This window comes from Curtobacterium sp. MCLR17_039 (assembly GCF_003234745.1).
In the GTDB taxonomy this organism is placed as follows: Bacteria; Actinomycetota; Actinomycetes; order Actinomycetales; family Microbacteriaceae; genus Curtobacterium; species Curtobacterium flaccumfaciens.
This window is the reverse complement of record NZ_QKTF01000011.1, coordinates 19,744-40,031: the sequence shown is the minus strand read 5'-3', so window position 1 is coordinate 40,031 and position 20,288 is coordinate 19,744. Positions and strand designations below refer to the sequence as shown.

At 71.6% G+C, this 20,288-nt stretch carries 19 protein-coding genes and 1 tRNA gene; 13 read left to right on the top strand and 7 right to left on the bottom strand.

Annotation, left to right across the window (positions count from 1 at the left end; all coding sequences use genetic code 11):
* Positions 1-29 precede the first annotated feature (29 nt).
* Positions 30-869 carry a helix-turn-helix transcriptional regulator gene (locus DEJ00_RS13260; RefSeq protein ID WP_111057661.1) on the top strand — a complete coding sequence of 280 codons (840 nt, stop codon included), beginning with the start codon at positions 30-32 and terminating at the stop codon, positions 867-869.
* 8 nt (positions 870-877) lie between these two features.
* Here DEJ00_RS13260 and DEJ00_RS13255 read toward each other — a convergent pair whose 3' ends face one another.
* On the bottom strand, positions 878-1,810 hold the full coding sequence (locus tag DEJ00_RS13255) for an AraC family transcriptional regulator (RefSeq protein ID WP_111057660.1): 933 nt from the start codon (positions 1,808-1,810) through the stop codon (positions 878-880).
* Positions 1,811-1,982: 172 nt separating this feature from the next.
* Here DEJ00_RS13255 and DEJ00_RS13250 point away from each other — a divergent pair, with 172 nt between their 5' ends.
* A complete protein-coding gene (locus DEJ00_RS13250; RefSeq protein ID WP_110864707.1) occupies positions 1,983-2,339 on the top strand; it encodes a putative quinol monooxygenase in 357 nt (118 codons plus the stop codon).
* Positions 2,340-2,386: 47 nt separating this feature from the next.
* On the opposite strand, the gene DEJ00_RS13245 is transcribed toward DEJ00_RS13250, so the two are convergent.
* Positions 2,387-2,459: transfer RNA gene (locus DEJ00_RS13245), tRNA-Val, on the bottom strand.
* Positions 2,460-2,513: 54 nt separating this feature from the next.
* Positions 2,514-4,685: a hypothetical protein gene (locus tag DEJ00_RS13240; RefSeq protein WP_146247972.1), complete on the bottom strand. Its 2,172-nt coding sequence runs from the start codon at positions 4,683-4,685 to the stop codon at positions 2,514-2,516.
* Between the two features lie 248 nt (positions 4,686-4,933).
* Here DEJ00_RS13240 and DEJ00_RS13235 point away from each other — a divergent pair, with 248 nt between their 5' ends.
* The 5 genes from DEJ00_RS13235 to DEJ00_RS13215 all read left to right on the top strand — a co-directional run bounded on the left by DEJ00_RS13235 (position 4,934) and on the right by DEJ00_RS13215 (position 8,613).
* Positions 4,934-5,578, top strand: coding sequence for a SatD family protein (locus DEJ00_RS13235; RefSeq protein WP_111057658.1), 645 nt, complete (start codon positions 4,934-4,936; stop codon positions 5,576-5,578).
* The gene (locus DEJ00_RS13230; protein WP_111057657.1) at positions 5,578-6,432 is read left to right on the top strand and encodes a hypothetical protein; all 855 of its coding nucleotides are present in this window, start codon (positions 5,578-5,580) and stop codon (positions 6,430-6,432) included. The genes DEJ00_RS13235 and DEJ00_RS13230 overlap by 1 nt, the downstream gene beginning before the upstream one ends.
* A gap of 41 nt (positions 6,433-6,473) precedes the next feature.
* Positions 6,474-7,007, top strand: coding sequence for a hypothetical protein (locus DEJ00_RS13225; RefSeq protein WP_027465351.1), 534 nt, complete (start codon positions 6,474-6,476; stop codon positions 7,005-7,007).
* Between the two features lie 77 nt (positions 7,008-7,084).
* The gene (locus DEJ00_RS13220; protein ID WP_071248013.1) at positions 7,085-8,065 is read left to right on the top strand and encodes an aldo/keto reductase; all 981 of its coding nucleotides are present in this window, start codon (positions 7,085-7,087) and stop codon (positions 8,063-8,065) included.
* 23 nt (positions 8,066-8,088) lie between these two features.
* Positions 8,089-8,613: a hypothetical protein gene (locus DEJ00_RS13215; protein WP_146247971.1), complete on the top strand. Its 525-nt coding sequence runs from the start codon at positions 8,089-8,091 to the stop codon at positions 8,611-8,613.
* A gap of 18 nt (positions 8,614-8,631) precedes the next feature.
* Here the strand turns inward: DEJ00_RS13215 and DEJ00_RS13210 are convergent, their stop codons facing one another.
* On the bottom strand, positions 8,632-10,206 hold the full coding sequence (locus DEJ00_RS13210) for a phenylacetate--CoA ligase family protein (protein ID WP_258373686.1): 1,575 nt from the start codon (positions 10,204-10,206) through the stop codon (positions 8,632-8,634).
* Positions 10,203-11,240: a hypothetical protein gene (locus tag DEJ00_RS13205; RefSeq protein WP_111057733.1), complete on the bottom strand. Its 1,038-nt coding sequence runs from the start codon at positions 11,238-11,240 to the stop codon at positions 10,203-10,205. The genes DEJ00_RS13210 and DEJ00_RS13205 overlap by 4 nt, the downstream gene beginning before the upstream one ends.
* Before the next feature lie 106 nt (positions 11,241-11,346).
* Between DEJ00_RS13205 and DEJ00_RS13200 the strand changes: the two genes are divergently transcribed.
* The 5 genes from DEJ00_RS13200 (at position 11,347) to DEJ00_RS13180 (ending at position 15,813) form a co-directional block, all read left to right on the top strand.
* Positions 11,347-11,721 (top strand): holo-ACP synthase, encoded by a 375-nt coding sequence (locus tag DEJ00_RS13200; protein ID WP_171907809.1) that lies wholly within the window; start codon positions 11,347-11,349, stop codon positions 11,719-11,721.
* A gap of 81 nt (positions 11,722-11,802) precedes the next feature.
* On the top strand, positions 11,803-12,090 hold the full coding sequence (locus DEJ00_RS13195; protein ID WP_051596691.1) for an acyl carrier protein: 288 nt from the start codon (positions 11,803-11,805) through the stop codon (positions 12,088-12,090).
* The gene (locus DEJ00_RS13190; protein ID WP_111057655.1) at positions 12,087-13,262 is read left to right on the top strand and encodes an acyl-CoA dehydrogenase family protein; all 1,176 of its coding nucleotides are present in this window, start codon (positions 12,087-12,089) and stop codon (positions 13,260-13,262) included. Before DEJ00_RS13195 ends, DEJ00_RS13190 begins: the two co-directional genes overlap by 4 nt.
* Positions 13,259-14,230, top strand: a complete 972-nt coding sequence (locus tag DEJ00_RS13185; RefSeq protein WP_220038877.1) for an amino acid--[acyl-carrier-protein] ligase — start codon at positions 13,259-13,261, stop codon at positions 14,228-14,230. The genes DEJ00_RS13190 and DEJ00_RS13185 overlap by 4 nt, the downstream gene beginning before the upstream one ends.
* The gene (locus tag DEJ00_RS13180) at positions 14,227-15,813 is read left to right on the top strand and encodes an alpha/beta fold hydrolase (protein ID WP_111057654.1); all 1,587 of its coding nucleotides are present in this window, start codon (positions 14,227-14,229) and stop codon (positions 15,811-15,813) included. The genes DEJ00_RS13185 and DEJ00_RS13180 overlap by 4 nt, the downstream gene beginning before the upstream one ends.
* Positions 15,814-15,828: 15 nt before the next feature.
* Here the strand turns inward: DEJ00_RS13180 and DEJ00_RS13175 are convergent, their stop codons facing one another.
* Together DEJ00_RS13175 and DEJ00_RS13170 are read right to left on the bottom strand one after the other, a co-directional pair.
* Positions 15,829-16,755, bottom strand: coding sequence for an alpha/beta fold hydrolase (locus DEJ00_RS13175; protein ID WP_181440183.1), 927 nt, complete (start codon positions 16,753-16,755; stop codon positions 15,829-15,831).
* A 56-nt stretch (positions 16,756-16,811) separates the two neighbouring features.
* The gene (locus DEJ00_RS13170; protein WP_017886715.1) at positions 16,812-17,300 is read right to left on the bottom strand and encodes a peroxiredoxin; all 489 of its coding nucleotides are present in this window, start codon (positions 17,298-17,300) and stop codon (positions 16,812-16,814) included.
* Between the two features lie 241 nt (positions 17,301-17,541).
* Here DEJ00_RS13170 and aceE point away from each other — a divergent pair, with 241 nt between their 5' ends.
* Positions 17,542-20,286, top strand: a complete 2,745-nt coding sequence (gene aceE, locus DEJ00_RS13165) for a pyruvate dehydrogenase (acetyl-transferring), homodimeric type (protein WP_071405343.1) — start codon at positions 17,542-17,544, stop codon at positions 20,284-20,286.
* The last annotated feature ends 2 nt before the right edge of the window (positions 20,287-20,288 follow it).

Below are 20,288 nucleotides of genomic sequence, written 5' to 3'. Positions count from 1 at the left end.
ACGGAACTCCTGCCACCTACCCTGGTCCCGTGCCCGCCGACGACCTCACCCTCGCCGCGTACCTGCGCGCCGTCCGCGGCCGCCTCGCCCCGGAGTCGCTCGGACTGCCAGGCGGAGGTGTCCGCCGGGTTCCCGGGCTCCGCCGCGAGGAACTCGCGGTGCTGGGTGGCGTCAGCGTCGACTACTACACACGCCTCGAGCAAGGGCGGGAGGTGAGCCCCGGAGCCGCCGTGCTCGAGGGCATCGCCGACGGGCTCGAGCTCGAGGGCGACGAGCGCGCCCACCTGTTCGCGTTGGCAGGACTGGTTGCTTCCCCGCGAGTCCCCCGCGTGGCGACGTCGGTGACGCCGGCTCTCGGGCAGCTGCTGGACTCGTGGTCGACACACCCCGCCTTCGTGATCGACCCCGCGCACGAGGTCCTCGCCGCGAACGCCCTGGCCCGTGCGGTGTACGCACCCTTCGGACGGTTCGACAACCTCGTGCGGATGACCTTCCTCGACCCGACGGCGCGGCACTTCCACGCCGACTGGGCCCGCGCCGCCGACGCAACCGTCGCGAGCCTGCGGGCGGCGACAGCGGAGTTCGGGAGCGACCCGCGCCTCCTCCGTCTCATCGCGGGAGTGAACGACGCCAGCCCGGAGTTCGCCGAACGGTGGAGCACGCAACGGGTACGGCGCAAGACGACCACCGCGAAGCAGTTCGCGCACGGGGAGGTCGGGCGACTGGAGTTCGACGCACACACCTTCGCCGTCGAGGGGTCACCCGGCCTGCAGCTCGTCGTCTACGGCTGCGAGGCCGGCTCTGCAACGGCGCGCGCGCTGATCCTGCTCTCCATGGGCGCGGCGAGCACATCGACGATCAGCGAGTAGTGCTCCCGTCAATCGGGGCGCTCACCTGCGCGGGCGACCGTTCGGTACCGCCCGGGCGGGAGCGACCGTTCACGACTGAACGCTCGGCTGAATGCGTAGACGGAGGTGTACCCGACGTCGGCGGCGATCTTCTGGAGGCCGTCGTCGGTGTCACGGAGTCGACGCGCTGCGAGGTCCATCCTCCAGCGGGTGAGGTACTCCCCCGGCGTGGTGCCTGCGAACGTCCGGAAGCGGCGCACCAGCGTCTGCTTCGACGTCGCGATGTCACGTGCGAGCGCCTCGGTCGTCCAGGGGTGACCGGGAGCCTCGTGGATCCTCGTGACAGCCCGCATCAGGAGCGGGTCGCGGAGGACTCCCCACCACGAGGCGCCGGGTTCTGGCGAGGAGGCGAGCCAGGTCCGCAGGATCGCGACGAGGAGGACGTCGACGAGACGATCGAGGACGAGGTGGGTCGCGAGGCCGGGACGAGCGAGTTCGTGCCCGATGAGTCGGACGATGTCCGCGAGGCTCGCGTCGAGCTGCTGTGCTCGGAGGTGGATCACCGGAGGAAGCAGGGCGAAGACCGGTGTGGATCCAGCGGGGTCGTGCGAGTACGAAGCGCCCAGGATCTGCGTCTGCTCGTCCCCGTGACCCAGGCGCAGGAGGCCACCACCGCGGCGTGCCTCGTCGGCGGCCGCGACGTCGCAGGAGTGGATGCCGACGCCGGGCGCACTGGAGAGCGCATGGGCGGCGCCGGTGGTGAGGACGACGACGTCGCCCGTCGTCATGAGCCTTGGAGCCCCGCCCTCGACCGTCAGGTAGGCGACACCGGCAGTGACCGCGTAGACGACGGCGTCGCGATCCCGGACCCACTCCACGCCCCAGTCTCCGGCGGCCGCGATCCGGGCGCCGGCACTCCCTCGGACTCCGGAGACGTCGAGCACTTCGGAGAGGACGTCCACTTCGACGAATGTACGCCGGACTTCCCGGATGGACCAGGGAACGATTCCGGATGGTCCTCGCGGACATGAACCTGGTCCTCAGGGTCATTGAACGTCCCACCGGCCGCTCCTAGCGTTGGCGACGTCCCGAGCACTCGTTCGGGACGGCAACGACACGAAGGAAGCAGTCACCATGAGCACGACCGAAGACACCGTCCCCGATGGCCTGATGCCCGCTGACGTCCTGGCCTCGACGACCCCGGTGGCCGTCTACGGGTTCGCCCGCGCCCGGGCCGGCAAGGAGCAGGAACTCGAAGACGCGATCCGCGCGATCATCCCCGCGGTGCGATCCGAGCACGGCTACGAGCAGTACTCGGTGCACACCACCAAGGAGCAGCCCGGGGCGTTCGCGTTCTACGAGCGGTGGTCCTCCGGGGCGGACATCGCGCGCCACGTGCAGCAGCCGCACATGCAGGACTACTTCGGCAAGCTCGCGGACCTCGTCGAAGGCGACCTCGAAGCCGAATGGCTGTCGCCCCTCAGCGACTGACTGACCGCTGGCCGGTCCCGCTGGGAGACCGGCCAGCGGTGACTCGGTGGGCCCTGCCGGGATCGAACCGACGACATCCACGGTGTAAACGTGGCGCTCTACCAGCTGAGCTAAAGGCCCTCACCACGATCCTAGGGCGTCGGCGCTCGATCGTCGTCGAACCAAGTGGGCACGTCACGACACCCCGCACCGGGGTCGGTCGCAGCGGATCACGAGTCCTTGCACGTCCTCGTCCCGGTCCTCCGACACGCCCCCCGACAGCACGATGGGGGTGTCGTCGGCGCTGAGGCCGATCGCCAGCGTGCTGGTGCCCGACCGTTCGTCCTGCACCGGCGGGAACCGGGCGATCGTCGTCTGCTCGGATTTGGTGCACCGCGCGTCACGGCACGAGAGCAGTCCCAGAGTGCCGCGTTCCTCGTCACGGACCGCGACGAGTGGCCGCCCCGATCGGTCGATGACGAACGCCGGAAGCAGGTTCGTCGGCCCCTTCGGCGTGATGTCCGTGTGCGACGAAGACGAGCACGACGCATCCGCGCAGAACGTCAGCCGTTGGGTCGAGACACCGTTCGACCGCGCGAGCACGACCGGGTTCCCGTCGCCGCCGATCGCCACCCGCGCGTCGTACGCCTCGTCCCACTCCCGGACCGGCTCCCCCGGCGGGATCGCGTGCGACAGGTCGCGGACGACGGGCTGACCACCGTCCGGGCTGAACGACACCAGCCGAAGGGCGGTGAAGGTCGGCGAACGAGCGTCGGTCTCCGACACCAGCGAGACCACCGCGGTGCCGTCCGGCGCGACGGCGACGTCCACGCCCTGGTGGTCCAGCGGCGGGATCCACGGCAACGCCACCTGCCGAACCGTGTGTTCGACGCAGGACACGTCCTCGCAGAACACGGCGACCAGGTGCGAGCGTCCTTCCGGTTCACCGCCGCGGGCGATCCCGACCACGACCGGCCGGTCGCCGGAACTCGCGACTGCGACGTCGGTCATCCAGTAGCTGACGCGGTCCCGGTCGGTCTCAACGATGTCGACGGCGGCGACCGTGGTGCGACGCCCTTCGGGGCGATCCACGGCCGGTGCCTCGTCGGCGGAGTCGCGCTTCTCCGCCCGTCTCCCCGCGGGCCAGGCGGCACCGTCCGACTTCGGCGCCGCATCGAGTTGGTCCGCGCGTGAGTGCACGACTTCGAGCTCGTACTGCTGCGCGACCTCGTCCTCGAACCGCACCTTCCAATGGGCAGTGAGCAGCCCGCCGTCGCCGGCGCTCCCGATCGCGGAGCCGCCGGTCAGGCCGGGCATCTCCACGGGGGTGTCGCACGACGCATCCCCACACATCCGCAGACGGCTGGGCGGTGTCGACGGCGTGCTCACGACCGCCGTCCGGCCTCCGACGTCCGCGATGTCGCCGCCGAGCAGGCCGCGCGCATCGACCGACGCGGCGTCGTACTGCACAACGGCGAGCGGATTACTCGAGACGACCACCGCGAACACCACCGCCGGCACGAGCAACGCCGCTGCTCCAATGAGGCCGGGACTCGCCCGTCGTTCCCCGGCCGCCGAGTCCGCCGCCAGCGGTGACCGAAGCCGACCGCCTTCGTTCCGCGTTGCGGCGCCGCGCACCGCGATCGCGACGACGAGCAGCACCAGTCCGGTCGCGGCCATGCAGCACCAGGCGACGATGACGCTGCTCCGGAGCGCGGACGGCGGCAACAGGCGCAGCAGCAGCAGGACGCCGACCCCGAGCACCGTCGTCAGTGTCACTCCCCCGACGAGCGCGCGACGCGGCGTCGCCGTCGCCTCGTGCCCACCGCGGACGACGACCCGACCAGATCCCCAGGCGCGACGGAACGCCGATCGACGGGGCACACCGGCCACGAGCAACGCCCAGCCGAGCAGCAGGGGCGCCGCGATGACGGCACCGACCAGCAGCAGCACGACGATCACGAGGGCGCCCCATCCACCTGCCCGCCACGACACAGCGGTGACTGTCCCCGCCGCCACCGCCACCAACGCGACGAGAGCGGCTTCGGCGACGAGCCACCGGTGGTGGACCGACCACCGCCAGGCGTCGCGCGGCCCCGCCACCGCGTCGTCTGCGGCCGCGAGCATGACCACGGTGGTTGCGGTCACCCCGAAACCGAGCCCGAGCGCCGCGATGACCGTGCCCACGGCGAGCAGGGCCACGGGTACCCCGGCCCCGTCGAGCGCCACGAACGTACCGTTCACCAGGGCGACTCGACCACCAGGGACGCCGAGCAGCAGCACCACCCCGGCCAGCAGCAGCCCGGCAGCGAACGGCACGACGAAGGCGAGCACCGCGCGGCCCCCGCTCCACGCGATCAACGGCACGGGTGGCGGACCGTACTGCCGCCGCACCGCGGTCTCGGTCCGTCCCGCGCTGGCGACACCCGTCCCCGGTCGTGCACCATCCATCTGCTCGTCCCCCTCCGACAGCGTCCGCCCATGCTGTCAGGTTCAACGCCGGACGTCCAGAAGGTGACATTTCAGCCGCATTCCCGCGCGGTGGCGGGAGTGGCCGACCCGAATGGTTTAGCCCGAGGCTTACTTTCGACGATATGAAGCTCTACGCTTAACCCATGCAGTCCGAGCCCGTGATCGCCGTGATCGTCGACCTGGTCGACTCCCGCACGCTCGAGGACCGCTCCGCAGCCCAGCAGGACGTCGAGCACGCCTTCGACAGTACCGCGGACGTCACCGCGCTCGACCCCCTCCGTGCCACGGTGGGCGACGAGTTCCAGGTCATCTACGGCACGCTCACCGACGCCCTCGTGGCGACGACGGCCGCGACCCTCGCACTCCCCCCGACCGTGCAGATCCGCCTCGGCATCGGCCGCGGGCAGGTCCGGACGATCGGCACCGGCGGCACCGGACCGCTGCAGGACGGTCCGGGCTGGTGGTCGGCACGGGACGCCATCAACGAGACCCACCGGCGCGAGGACGGCCGGACCGCGTTCCTGCGGTCCTGGTACCACGACGCCGACGACCGCCACGGAACGACGGAGCGACTCGTGAACGCCTACTTCCTCAGCCGCGACCACGTCGTCTCGCGACTCGCACCCCGCGCCCGCCGGATCGCACTCGGTCTGGTGCAGGGCCGGACGCAGGCACAGATCGCCGCGGACGAGGGGATCACCCCGTCGGCGGTGTCCCAGTCCGTGCAGAAGTCGGGCGTCGCCGCCTTGGTCGAGGGCCTGCGTGTCCTCGGGGACGGGGGCCGCTGATGCTCGCCGGAGTCCTCCTGACCCTCGTCGGGCTCGCCGACGTCGTCCGCGCACGGACCGGGACCGACGCGGCACCACGGCGCGTGCTGACCACCACGGTGATCGTCCTGCTCTGGGCCGCCGTGGCGACTGTGGCGGTGCTCGGCCTCGGCCTCGCGGTCTGGTCGGTGCTGGTCGCGGTCGTCCTCGCAGCCCTGTGGGTCGCGACGACGATCCCGGTGCGGTCCGGCGGTGCACCCGGCGGTCGGGATCGGGCACTCCCCTGGCTCCGACGCTCCGGGTCCTGGCCGGCCGTCCTGCTCGCGGTCGCCGTCGCCGTGCTGCTGCTCTGGGCGCCGACTGTCGACCCCTCGGGCTTCGTGGTCGACTGGCACCGTGACGCCGGCCCGGCGTTCGTCGGAGCGGTGCCGCTCGCGGCGCTCGTCGCCGGCATTGGGTCCGCACTGTTCCTGGTCGACTCGGCCAACGTGGTCGTCGCCCAGGCGCTGCCCCCGGGGCTGTCGCCCGACGCACGGCTCGGTGCAGTGGCGGCCGAACCGACCCGCCGGAAGCGCTTCGACCGGCGCCGCACCACCCGGGCTCCCGGGGCAGACACGGACACGGACGGCACGGTCACCCTCAAGGGCGGACGCATGATCGGCCCGATCGAGCGTCTGCTCTTGGCCGGGTTCTCGTTGGCCGGCGCCTTCCCCGTCGTGGCGGCGCTGATCGCCGCGAAGGGGATCGTCCGCTTCCCCGAGATCCGCCGCGAGACGACCGGGTACCAGGCCGAGTACTTCCTGATCGGCAGCCTGGTGAGCTGGGCGATGGCGTTCGCCGCCGCCGGCATGTGCTGGTTGCTGGCACTGGGCTGACGAACAGCCCCGCCCCCGATCACCGCAGGTACGCTCTCCCCGTGAACGGTGTCGGAGTCGGTGTCCTCGACGAAGCCGGGCGGCTCCGCCTGCTCGGTGCGGGTGTGACGGGCGCGGCCTTCGCCGTCGTCCTGGTCATGCTGGTCCTGTCCTCGTGGACCGAGGCGACCACCGCCGTCCTGGTCTCGGTCGGCATCCCGACCGCTGTGGCGGGTGCCGCGATCGCCGTCGTCCTGCAGCGCCGCGCCTGGCGCGCCGAGGGCGGCTACGAGCGGTCGATCGTCGTGCGCGAGTGGATCGCCGACGGCCAGGTGCCCGACGGTGTGCCGGCCGACCAGTGGATCCCGCTCGTGCAGGCCCAGGCCGACCGTGAGGGCGCCGGCTGGGGCAAGGTCGTCCTCGGCGTGCTGTGGATCGCGATGACCTGGTCGATGCGCGACCAGCACGGCACGCTCATCACGACGATGCTCATCCTGCTGTGGAGCGCGATGGCCCTGTGGGCAGCCGTCTGGGTCATCCCCCGCGCCCGGGCGGCGCGAGCGCTCCTGCGCCGCGGCGTCACCACGATCGGCTGAACCCCGCGCGGCTGAACCCCGCTCGGCTGAACGCTCGGCTGAACCCCGCCCGTGCCCCTCTGACTACGCTCGGATCCATGCAGAGTCGCACCCTCGGCCGCACCGGCCGCTCCGTCTCCCCCATCGGTCTCGGCACCTGGCAGTTCGGCGGTGACTGGGGTCCCGTCTCCGAAGCCGACGCGAACGCCGTCATGGACGCCTCCGTCGAGTCGGGCGTCACCCTGTTCGACACCGCCGACGTCTACGGCGACGGCCGGAGCGAGCAGCTCATCGGCGCGTGGCGTGCCGCGAACCCCGACGTGCCGCTGACGATCACCACGAAGATGGGTCGTCGCGCCGACCAGGTCCCCGAGAACTACGTCGCCGCGAACTTCCGCGAGTGGGTGGACCGCTCGCGGAAGAACCTCGGGCAGGACACCCTCGACCTCGTGCAGCTGCACTGCCCGCCGACCCCGGTCTACGAGGACGACGCCGTCTACGACGCCCTCGACGCGCTCGTCGCCGACGGCTCGGTCGCCGCCTACGGCGTCAGCGTCGAGACCGCCGACCAGGCCCTCACCGCGATCGCCCGGCCCGGCGTCGCGAGCGTCCAGATCATCCTCAACGCGTTCCGCCTCAAGCCGCTCGACCGCGTGCTGCCGGCCGCCCTGGAGGCAGGGGTCGGCATCCTGGCGCGCGTCCCGTTGGCCTCGGGGTTGCTCTCGGGCAAGTACACGACCGACACGTCGTTCGCCGAGGGCGACCACCGCAACTACAACCGCCACGGCGAGGCCTTCGACCAGGGCGAGACCTTCAGCGGCGTCGACTACGACGACGGCGTGCGCGCCGCGCAGACCTTCGCGGCGTCCCTGCCGGACGCCGTCTCGGTCCCGCAGGCTGCGCTGGCGTGGATCATCGCGCAGGACGGCGTCACCGCGGCGATCCCCGGCGCACGCAACCCGGAGCAGGCGCGCTCGAACGCCGCCGCCGGCGACCTGCCGCCGATCGAGGGGCTGGACGCCACCGTGCACGACCTGTACGACACGTGGTTCCGCGCGAGCGTCCACGACCGCTGGTGAGACGCCGGAGCGTCGCGGTCGCGGTGGCCGCACTCTTGCTGCTGTCCGGGTGCGCCGCATCCGGACCGGCCACCGCCCGCGACGCTCCGCCCTGGCCACGGCCGACCGACCTGACGGCCCGCGCCGAGTCCGCAGGGCTCCGGAACGTCTGGGGCGAACGGCTGGCCGAGCACGTGCACACGCACCTGACGATCCTGGACGGCGACGAACCGGTGACCGTCCCGGCGAACGTCGGGCACTCGGACAGCCGGAAGTTCGCCGCCGAGATCCACACGCACGACACCTCGGGCATCGTGCACGTCGAGTCCCCGACGGAGCAGACGTTCACGCTCGGGCAGTTCTTCGACGAGTGGGGCGTCTCGCTCGGTCCGGAGCACGTCGGTGGCCTGCGCGGCGAACTCACGGTGTGGGTCGACGGGCACCGGAGGATCGGCAACCCGCGCTCGATCGAGCTCACGGACCTGCGCCAGATCGTCCTCGTCGTCACGACCGTCGGCGAGGTCCCGCACCTGCCGGCCCCCTTCGACTGGCCGCCGCAGTACGACTAGCGCCGGAACCGGCTCGGCTCAGGTCTCCTTCGCCGCGACCCACGACAGGTCGAGGTCCCACTGCTCGACCGATCCGGCCGGCAGCTGCCACACGTACTCGTTCTTGAGCTTCTTGCCGTCCTCGCGGAACGGCCCCGTCCGGTACGGGTAGAACGCCACCGTCGGCAGCGTGCCGGGCGGCGCCGTGCGGATCGCGTTCGAGAAGTCCTTGTTCAACCGCCGCAGCTCGGCGATCACGTCGCCCCGGGCGGCATCCGCGTCGAACCCGCCGGCACCCGAGGCGAGCTGGAACGCGATGTGCAGCTGCCGGTCACCGCGGTCGTCCTCGTAGCTGATCAGCCGGTGGTTCTCGACGGCCTCGAGCAGCTCCGGGTCGCCGTACACGACGTCCCGCACCACGTCGGGTGCGACGACGGCGCCGTTGTAGTCGACGGACAGGTCGGACCGGCCGTAGTGGAACAGCAGCGGTAGGTCGAGCTCGGCCTCGGCGGCGAGCGCCGCGTGTCCGGTCGCCCGCAGCACGGACCGCAGCTCCTTCATCCGCACCACGTGTCCGCGGTCGTGGATGTTGTAGCGGATGCGTGGGCTGATGTTCTCGGAGCGGGCGATGGTGACGACGAGTTCGCCGAGGTCGTTCGTCTCGATCAGGTAGCCGAACGGGTTGAACTGGAACACCATCGGCAGCACCCCGTACTCGCCCTGCTTGGTGAGGGCGGCGGAGAGTTCCGGTGAGGCGGCGATCGCCCGGCGCAGCTGCACGCTGAACGGGGTCTCGATGCCGAGGTTGATCTCGAGGTCGCTCGCCCCGTAGGAGCCGAGCACGGCCTGCGCGTACTGCTCGATGTGGGCGCGCATGTTCTCGCTGATGCCCTCGCCCCCGAACGCGGCGACGATCGTGTACTGGCTCCAGTCGAGCCGGTCGTCCTCGAACAGGGCCTTCAGGAACGGTGGGTAGCTGCAGATGATGTAGGTGAAGTCGGTGCCGAACTCGCGCATCGTCTGCACGATCTTGTCGCGGTCCGGGCCGATCGACTTGATCATGGAGGACTCGGTGAGCGAGGCGGTCACGTTCATCCCGGTGGCCCAGGCCCCGAGCGAGAAGGCGTTGAGCACGAACGGCTGCTTCGACAGGTCCTTGGCGGTGCGGGAGAACCCGAGCTGTAGCAGCTGTCGGGTGGCCTGGCGTTCGTCGGGGCCGCGCACCCAGCTGGTCGGGGTGCCGCTCGACCCGCTGGACTCGTCGACGACGACGCCGCGTCGGGGCAGGCGTCCGTCGATGCAGCGCTCGGGGATGCTCCAGCGCTTGACGTAGGAGTCCTTGTCCATCTCGGGCAGTCCCGAGATCGCCGCGGTGATCCCGCCACGGGTGTCGAGCCTGGAGGCCCGTCCGGACTCCGCCAGGAACGCCCGGTACGCGGGGACCCGCTTCGCAGCCCGTTCCGCGGTCCGCCAGGCGCGCCAGCGTCCGAGGGTCCAGCGGAGTGGCTCGATGCCCGGCGTGAGCAGGAGCTTGTGGGTGCCGACGCGGGGCATGAACAGTGCGACGAAGGTCTCGACCACCCACACCACCGAGAAGACCGCTGCGCGCTTCACCGGGTCCCCCCGACGGTCATCGCTGCGGCGGGTCGGCGGTGTGCCAGGGGTGGTGGGTCGCTGTGTCCGAAGCGGAACAGCATCCAGGCCATCCGCCCGTCGGACTCGTCGACGCCCGCGCGTTCGACGAACGCGGCGTGTGACCGCGGGTTGGTGATCACGGTCCCGAAGGGGTGCACGGCGATGCCGCGTGCGGAGAACTCGAGCCAGATGCGCATGAAGACCCGTCCGGCCTCGACGTACTCGGCGGGGGTGCTGAACGGTCCCTCGAGCCAGGCGAGCTGGCGGACGCCCCGCATGGTGGACAGGTACACCCTGCGGAAGACCCCGCCGATGCCCGGGGCCTGCCAGAGTCCGCGGTGCTCCATGGCGAACCGGAGCACCGGGCCGGGCATGAGCATCGTCTCGGCGGACAGCCCGTCGCCGGTGGCCGCTGCCTGTCGCTTCGAGAACCGCAGCCAGTGCAGGATCTCGTCGTGCACGGCGTCGTGCTGCAGGTCGTCGAACAGGGTCTCCTGGTTGACGCGCACGATCTCGTCGACGGTGGCCCGGTCGTCGGTGGTGCGGAAGCGTTGTCCGGCCGCCGATGCGATGGCGGACGCGGCCTCGATCGCGGTGGCGTCGACGAGCGTTGCGTCGTAGGGCCTGCGTGAGGTGCGCCGTGCGAGGAAGCCGGCCAGGGCCTCCCGGTCGTCCGTGGTGACCACGTGCGGGCGCAACGTCACCGTGCCCAGCCGGTGCAGGTGGTCGTCCGCACCGGCGTCGAGCCGACCGAAGTCCATCTCGGCGTGGTCGGGCCGTTCCTGCACGGTGAACCCGTGCGCTCGTGCCACCACGTCGAGCCCTGCCAGGAACACCCCGGCGCAGACGTGCCCGAACGGGATGCCGAACGACTCCGCCGGCAACCCCCGTCGCAGGTCGTAGAACACGGTCGCGGTGCGGTCGTCCTCGACGCGCACGACGATCGGTTGCGAGTTGTGCGGCGACGGGTAGTGCCGCGCGTCCTCGATGATGCCCGTCCACGGTGATGCCATCGTTCCCCCTCGGTGGTCCCTGGCGACGATCATACGAACCCCCTCGGCGCCCCATGCCCCTCGGGGAATGCGCTGTGGAGAACTCGTGCGTAGCCTGCTCCTCGTGATGACCATCCGCACCGGCACCGACCTCGCCGCGGTCGAGGACGTCGTCGACGCCGTGACGGCGCACGGCGAGCGGTACCTGGACCGGGTGTTCACCCTGCGGGAACGCACCGACACCGGCGACGACCCGGAGCGCCTCGCTGCCCGGTTCGCGGGCAAGGAGGCCGTCGTGAAGCTGCTCCGGCCGGCTCCGGACCAGGCGATCCCGCTGCGGGACGTCGCCGTCGTGCTCGATGCCGGCGGGGCCCCCACGGTCGAGCTGTCCGGGGCGGCCGCGGCCCTGGCGGAGTCGATCGGGTGCGGCCCGATCGCGGTCTCGTTGGCACACGAACGGGGGCTCGCGGTGGCGACGGCGGTGGCCCTCTCGGAGCGCTGACCCGGCGCTCCGGACAGGGGTGCGGTTTCCCGCACCGGCACGGCGGTTTCCCGAGGGCCGTTCCTCTTTACGGTTGCAGTCATGGAACAGGACCCGAACCCCTCCAGCACCACCGCGACGATCGCCGACCCGGCCACCGACCGGGCCGTCCGTCGCGCCCTCGCCGAGCACGGCCGGCTGACGGTCGACGCGTGGGACGTCGCGTCGATCGCCGACCTCTACGCCCTCGGCCTGACCTCGCACGCCACCGTCAACGTGATGCTCGCGGTGGAGTCGGACCTCGACGTCGAGTTCCCCGACTCCGTGCTGAACCGGTCCACCTTCGCGAGCGTCGAGTCGATCACCGCGGCCGCGGAGCTCGCGTCGTGACCCTGGTCCTGCCCGCTCCGTCGGTCATCGACCGCTTCGCCGAGCGTGCGAGCGCGGTGGCCGAGGTCGCCGCGCAGTTCGCCGACGAGGTCGACCGCGACGCCCGACCCCCGCGCGAGGCCATCGCCGCGATGCGGGAGTACGGCCTGCTCGCGGCAGCGGTGCCGACCGAGCACGGTGGCGAGGGTGCCTCCGTGGCCGAGCTCTCCGCGATCGCGACCGAACTCGGCCGGGCCTGTGCCGCGACCGGCATGGTGTTCGCGATGCACCAGGGCCAGGTCATGGCGCTCTGGCGGCACGGCGGCGACGGTGCCGGCGTGCTCGAGACCATCGAGGCCGTCCGTGGCGGTGCGCTCGTCGCGTCGGCCACCACCGAGCGCGGCGTCGGCGGCGACGCGCGGCGGTCCACGTGTTCCATCGAGCCGACCGACGACGGCCGGATCCGCCTGCGCAAGGACGCGCCGGTGATCTCGTACGCCACCGAGGCCGACGCGGTGTTCGTCACCGCCCGACGCGACCCGGACGCCCCGGCGTCGGACCAGCGACTGCTCATCTGCCGCACCGACACGATGGTCCTGTCGCAGACGTCCACCTGGGACACCATGGGGCTCCGCGGTACGTGCAGCAACGGGTGGATCCTCGACACCGAGACAACGACCGACCGGGTGTTCCGCGACGACTACGCCACGATCTCCGCCCAGACCGTCCTGCCGGTGTCGCACGTGCTCTGGGCCTCGGTCTGGCTCGGCATCGCGGTCTCGTCCGCCGAACGTGCCCGCAGCGCCGTCCGCAAGCAGGCCCGCGCCGCGGTCGGGACGACCCCGCCCGGTGCCCTCCGGCTGGCCGAGCTCCTGGTCGACCTGCAGGCCCTGGCCGACTCGGTGCGCCACGCCGCCGAACGGTTCGACGCCGCCGCCGACGACCCGGACGTGCTGGCCTCGAGCGCGTACGCCCTCGCCGCGAACGCCCTGAAGATCGGTGCGTCCGAGCGCGTCACCGACATCGTCACGAAGGCGCTGCGCATCGTCGGGATCGCGGGCTACGCCGCCTCGGGTCCGATGAGCATCGCCCGACACCTCCGAGACGCCCACGGGGCCGCCGTCATGGTGAGCAACGACCGTCTCCTCAAGAACGACGCCGACCTGGCCATCATGACGGGAGTGATCCTGTGACCATCACGGACACCACCACGCACACCACCGACACCAGCACCGCGGACACCGCCGCTGCGCTCGACGCCGCCCGCGCCGCCCTCCGCGCCCGCCTGCTCACCGACGGCGTCCTCCTCGACCTCGGCACGCCCGGCCTCTACGGCCGCACCGGGGTCTTCGAGCGCGTGTACGCCGCGGTCGACGCCGCAGCGGTGCGCAGCCAGCAGCACCTCGGCGCCGAGGTCCTGCGCTTCCCGCCGGTCGAGCCGCTCGCGTCGTTCGAGCGCACCGACTACATCGCGTCGTTCCCGGACCTCGCCGCGTCGATCTCCGGGTTCACCGGCGACGACCGCACCCACCGCGCACTGCTCGCCGCCCGCGAGCGCGGTGAGCGCTGGGAGGGGTTCCTCGAGCCGGCCGACCTCATGCTCACCCCCGCGGTCTGCCACCCGGTCTACGGCCTGATCGGCGACACCGTGCCCCGGCAGGGCCGGTTCTTCGACGTCCTCGGCGACTCCTTCCGCCGGGAGCCCTCGCTCGACCCGATGCGCCTGCAGGCCTTCCACATGCACGAGTTCGTGCACGTCGGCACGCCCGCGTCCGCGGCGGACCACCGCGACGGCAGCATCCCGGTGATGCGCGCGCTGCTCGAGTCGTTCGGGCTCGAGATCGACGTCGTCCCCGCGAACGACCCCTTCTTCGGCCGCGTCGGGCAGATGCTCGCCCGCAACCAGGTCGAGCAGGCGCTCAAGTTCGAGTTCGTGACGAAGGTCTACGGTCCCGACCACGACGCGACCGCGATCAGCTCCGCGAACCTGCACGAGGACCACTTCGGCACCTCGTTCGGCCTCCGCACCGAGGACGGACAGGTCGCGCACAGCGCCTGCATCGCGTTCGGCCTGGAGCGCGTCACCATCGCCCTGTTCGCCGCCCACGGCACGGACCTCGACGCCTGGCCGGCGTCCGCCCGCGCGGCCCTCGCCCTGTGACCACGCTCCACGGCTGGTCCGGATCGCCGGCGATCCGCGCCGCGGTCCAGCTCCCCGCCGCCGCGCGCGCCGGCGTCGTCATCTGCCCGCCGCTCGGGCAGGAGGGCGTCATCGCGTACCGCACGCTCCGTCTGCTGGCCGACCGCCTGGAGGCCCGTGGCATCGCCTCGGTGCGCTACGACCCGTCCGGACGTGGTGACGGCGCCCCCGACACCACGCCGGACGCGCAGGTCCGGTCCGCACGCCACGCCGCCTCCGTGCTCCGCACGACGGGGGTGCAGCACGTCGCCTTCGTCGGGCTGGCCTCGGCGGCCCTCGTCGCGGCGAACGCGGCCGCGGACTCCGACGGCCTCGTCGTCTGGGACGCCCCGGCATCGGGCAAGGGCTGGCTCCGTCGGCAGCGCGCCCTCGCGACCATCACCATCGGTGCCGACCGCGTGGTCGACGGCGTCGAGAGCCTCATCGGGTTCGACGTCGAGCCGGACGAGGCCGCCGCACTCTCGGACCTCGCCTTCGCCCCGCGCACCGGGCCCACCGTCGCGCTCGTCCGCCCGGGTGCCCGGCCACCGAAGCCCCTCGGCGGTGTCGACGTGACCGAGGTCACCGGCAGCGCCGAGCTCCTCGACGGCACGAGCATCCACGCCCGCATCCCCGGAGCCGCCGTCGACACCGTCGTCGCCTGGCTCGACACCTGGGCACCCGAGACGGCGGTGCCCGTCCGCGCGCCCGTCCTCGACGAGGTCCTCGACGTCGACGGCCGCGTGTCGGAGCGGATCGTCCACCTCGGTGATCAGGGGTTGTTCGGGATCGAGACCGTCTCGTCCGCCCAGCACCACGACGCCCCCGTCGTCGTGCTCCACAGCGGCGGCGCCGAGCACCGCGTGGGCGCCACCGACTACCAGGTCGAACTCGCCCGCGCCCTCGCCCGCGACGGCGCCCGGGTCGTCCGGGTCGACCGCCGTGCCACCGGCGAGAGCACCGGCGTGCACGAGGACGAGCGGAGCTTCCTGTTCGCGCAGGAGTGGGTCGAGGACCAGTCCGCCGTCGTCACCGCACTCGCCACACCCTCGGACCGGCTCGTGCTCGTCGGCATGTGCGCCGGCGCCTGGGTCGCGGGCCGCGCCGTCGAGGAGGCCCCGCGCCTGGTCGTCGAGATCAGCCCGAACGACTACCGTCGCGTCCCGGCCGAGCCCGGCTCGTACGCCGACGGGGTCCGGGCGATCGACGCCCCGTCGCCCGCCCGGATGTGGGTGCGCGAGCGGTACAACCGGTTCGTGCCGAAGGCCGTCCGCGACCGGATCGCCCGTCGCGACCGGATGGGCGGGGTCGTCGGCCACGTCCGCCCGCTCGTCGAGCACGGCACCGACGTCGTCGTGATCGTCGCTCCCGAGGACGCAGCCCTGTTCGACCGGCTCGGTGGGCAGAAGGCCGTTCGACGCTGGCCCGGTGACGACCGTCGCGGCTCGGTGTCCGTCGTCCGCGTCGAGGACGGCGACCACGCGCTGTTCTCCCCGGCCATGCGCGAGGCCGTCGTCGCCGAGGTGCGCTCCCGCGTCGCGGCGACGTTCCCCGTCCACACCTGACGCGGCCCGACCGGCTCAGCGGAGGCCGAGCTCCCGCGCGACGGCGTCGGGACGCTCGACGTGTGCGAAGTGCCCGCAGTCGTCGAGCAACACCTTCCGGACCTGTGGCACGAGCACCCGCAGCGCCTCGAGGTCCGAGACGCGGGCGAACACGTCGTCGCGCCCGGCGATCGCCGTCACCGGGCAGGTGACGGCGCGCCACCGGTCGACGTCGTACGCAGCCGCCGACCGTGCCGCCTCGGTGAACTGCTCCGGCCGGAGCTCCTCGACGAAGGCCTCGAGCACGGTCGGGTCCAGGCGTCGCACGTGCGTGAACACCGGCGCCGCGACGAGCGGCAACAGACCGACCCGGGCGATCCCCCGGAGCAGCGGACGAGCGGCGCGACCGGTCACCGTGAGGCCCGCACGCAGCAGGGTGAACGCCGGCAGGGTGCCGAGCGCCCGCACCGGGTGCCGAGCCGCACCGGCGGTCGCGACCGTGGTGCCGGACACCAGGGCGAGCGACCGCACCCGCTCGGGCGCCACCACCGCCAGGTGCAACCCGACGAACGCGCCCATGGAGTGCCCGACCACGTCGACCGCGCCGAGACCCAGCGCGCCGAGGACCGCCGACACGGCACCCGTGACGGCGTCCAGTCCGAGCGGACCGTCCGGAGCCGGCGAGGACCCCCAGCCGGGCAGGTCGACGAGCACCAGGCCGCGGTCGCCGACGCCCTGTGCGGCGTGCAGCAAGGGCGTCCACGTCGACCAAGAGCCGGCGACGCCGTGCAGCAGCAGGAGCGGGTCCGGACCGGCGCGGTGGTGCACCACGACGGGGCCGGTCGGGGCCTCCACGACCGTGCGGGTCAGCCCCCAGGTGCCGGGCGTGACGCGCACCGGGTACGGGGCGTACGCATCCGCGGTGACCCCGTGACCACGTGGGTCGGTGTCGATGGCGTGCACCGGGCCTCCTGTCCGACCGTCGACGCGGACGCGTCCGTCAGGAGGGATTCGGAACGCTAGCCGACGGGGACGGGTGCCGAGCAGGCGGCGAGCCGGTCGAGGGCAGCCTTGTACTCGGCGACGTCGCGCTGCAGGCCGGGCTCGGTGATGATCGAGGCCTTGATCCGACCCTGCACGTCGATGACGAAGGTCGCGCGGGTGGCGAAGCCCTTGTGCTCGAGGAACACGCCGTACTCCTTCGAGACCGCGCCGTGCGGCCAGAAGTCGGCGAGCAGCTCGAAGTCGTAGCCGTTCGTCTCGGCGAACGACCGCAGCGTGGCCTTCGAGTCGACCGAAATGCCGAGGAGCTCGATGCGCTGGTCCTGGAACATCGTGATGTTGTCCTGCAGGGTGCAGAGCTCGTTCGTGCACCCGGACGAGAACGCCAGCGGGAAGAAGACGAGTGCGACCGGGCGGTTGCCGCGGAAGTCGCTGAGTCGGACGTGCTCACCGAACTGGTTCGGGAGCTCGAAGTCCGGCGCGAGTGAGCCGATCTCCAGTGCCATCGCTACGTGTGCTTCTTCCTCGGGCGAGGGGTGTGCCCGTCGGGTCCGTGCGCCGCAGATCGCGTGTGCACGATCGGCCATGCTACGCCGACGACACGCGAATGCAAGCACCCGTCCACCTGCACGTCACCATCAGCATCAGCGTCGGTCCTGGGGCCTAGAGTGGACGGGGCCCCAGCCGGTCGCGACCCGACCACCGGAGCCACCATGTCCACCACCACGAGAACGAACGAGGTCAAGGGTGACGGTGAACGACCAGGACCCGTACAGCGCCGGGGCGAACGACCAGGATCCGCAGGAGACCGCCGAATGGCGTGAGTCCCTCGACGGGCTGGTCCAGACCCACGGACACCAGCGCGGTCGCGAGATCATGCTGAGCCTGCTCAAGCGGTCCAAGGAACTGCACCTCGGTGTGCCGATGGTCCCGACGACGGACTACGTGAACACCATCGCGCCGGAGAACGAGCCGGAGTTCCCCGGCGACGAAGAGCTGGAGCGCCGGTACCGCCGCTGGATCCGCTGGAACGCGGCCATCACGGTGCACCGCGCACAGCGTCCCGGCATCGGGGTCGGCGGGCACATCTCGACGTACGCGTCCAGCGCTGCGATGTACGAGGTCGGCTACAACCACTTCTTCCGCGCGCAGGACCACCCCTCCGGTGGCGACCAGGTCTTCTTCCAGGGCCACGCCTCCCCCGGCATGTACGCCCGCGCGTACATGGAAGGGCGCCTCTCCGAGGACCAGCTCGACGGGTTCCGGCAGGAGAAGTCGCACGCCGGCGGCGGCCTGTCGTCCTACCCGCACCCGCGCCTCATGCCGCACTTCTGGCAGTTCCCGACCGTGTCGATGGGCATCGGCCCGATCAACGCGATCTACCAGGCGCAGCAGGCCAAGTACCTGTCGAACCGCGGCATCAAGGACGCCATGGACCAGCAGGTCTGGGCGTTCCTGGGCGACGGCGAGATGGACGAGGTCGAGTCCCGCGGGCAGCTCCAGGTCGCCGCGAACGACGGCCTCGACAACCTGAACTTCGTCATCAACTGCAACCTGCAGCGACTCGACGGTCCGGTCCGTGGCAACGGCAAGATCATCCAGGAGCTCGAGGCGTTCTTCCGCGGTGCCGGCTGGAACGTCATCAAGGTCGTCTGGGGTCGCGAGTGGGACGACCTGCTCGCCCGTGACACCGAGGGCGCGCTCCTCAACCTGATGAACCAGACGCCGGACGGCGACTACCAGACGTACAAGGCCGAGAACGGTGCCTACGTGCGCGAGAACTTCTTCGGGCGCGACCCGAAGGCGCTCGAGCTCGTCAAGGACTACACCGACGACCAGATCTGGAACCTCAAGCGCGGTGGCCACGACTACCGCAAGGTCTACGCCGCGTTCAAGGCCGCGACCGAGCACAAGGGCCAGCCGACCGTCATCCTGGCGAAGACGGTCAAGGGCTACGGCCTCGGCCCGAGCTTCGAGGGCCGCAACGCGACCCACCAGATGAAGAAGCTCACGCTCGACAACCTCAAGCAGTTCCGCGACGAGATGCGCATCCCGATCTCCGACGCGCAGCTGGAGGAGAACCCCTACACGCCGCCGTACTACCACCCGGGCAACGACGACGAGGCGATCCAGTACATGCACGAGCGTCGTCGCGCGCTCGGTGGCTACGTGCCGGAACGTCGCACGAAGTACACGCAGTTCACGCTGCCGGACGACTCGAAGTACCAGGTCGTCAAGAAGGGCTCCGGCAAGCAGGAGGTCGCCACCACCATGGCGTTCGCGCGCCTGCTGAAGGACCTGCTGCGCTCGCCCGACTTCGGCGACCGCGTGGTCCCGATCATCCCGGACGAAGCACGCACCTTCGGCATGGACGCCTACTTCCCGTCGGCGAAGATCTACAACCCGAACGGCCAGCACTACACGTCGGTCGACCGGGAGCTCCTGTTGGCCTACAAGGAGAGCCCGCAGGGCCAGATCATCCACGTCGGCATCAACGAGGCGGGCGCCCTCGCGGCGTTCACCGCGGTCGGCACCTCGTACTCGACGCAGGGCGAGCCGCTCATCCCGGTCTACGTCTTCTACTCGATGTTCGGGTTCCAGCGCACCGGCGACGCCATCTGGGCCGCCGGCGACCAGATGACCCGTGGCTTCATGATCGGCGCCACCGCCGGCCGCACCACGCTGACGGGCGAAGGCCTGCAGCACGCGGACGGCCACTCGCCGCTCCTCGCCACGACGAACCCGGCCGTCGTCTCGTACGACCCGGCCTACGGCTACGAGATCGGCCACATCGTCAAGGCCGGCCTCGACCGCATGTACGGCACGAACGAGGACGGCTCGCCGAAGCACGCCGACCCGAACGTCATGTACTACCTGACGGTCTACAACGAGCCGCTGGTGCAGCCGGCCGAGCCCGAGGGCGTCGACGTCGAGGGCATCCTCAAGGGGATGTACCTGCTCAAGGCGAGCGAGCACGACGGCCCGAAGGCCCAGCTGCTCGCGTCCGGTGTCGCCGTGCCGTGGATCCTCGAGGCGCAGCAGCTCCTCGCCGAGGACTGGGGTGTGTCGGCCGACGTCTGGAGCGTCACGAGCTGGGGTGAGCTGTACCGCGACGGTGTGGCCGCCGAGCAGCAGGCGTTCCTCAACCCGAACGAGCCGGCCCGCACGCCGTTCGTCACCGAGCGTCTGCTCGGCACCGAGGGCCCGGTCGTCGCCGTGAGCGACTTCATGCACCTGGTGCAGGAGCAGATCCGCCCGTTCGTGCCGACCGACTACGCCACGCTCGGCGCCGACGGCTTCGGCTTCTCGGACACCCGTCCGGCCGCTCGCCGCTTCTTCCACATCGACGGCCCCTCGGTCGTCGTGCGGACGCTGCAGCAGCTCGCCCGCCAGGGCAAGGTCGACGGCGCGCTCGTCCAGCAGGCGATCGACAAGTACCGCCTGCACGACGTGACCGCCGGCACCACCGGCAGCGCGGGCGGCGAGAGCTGATC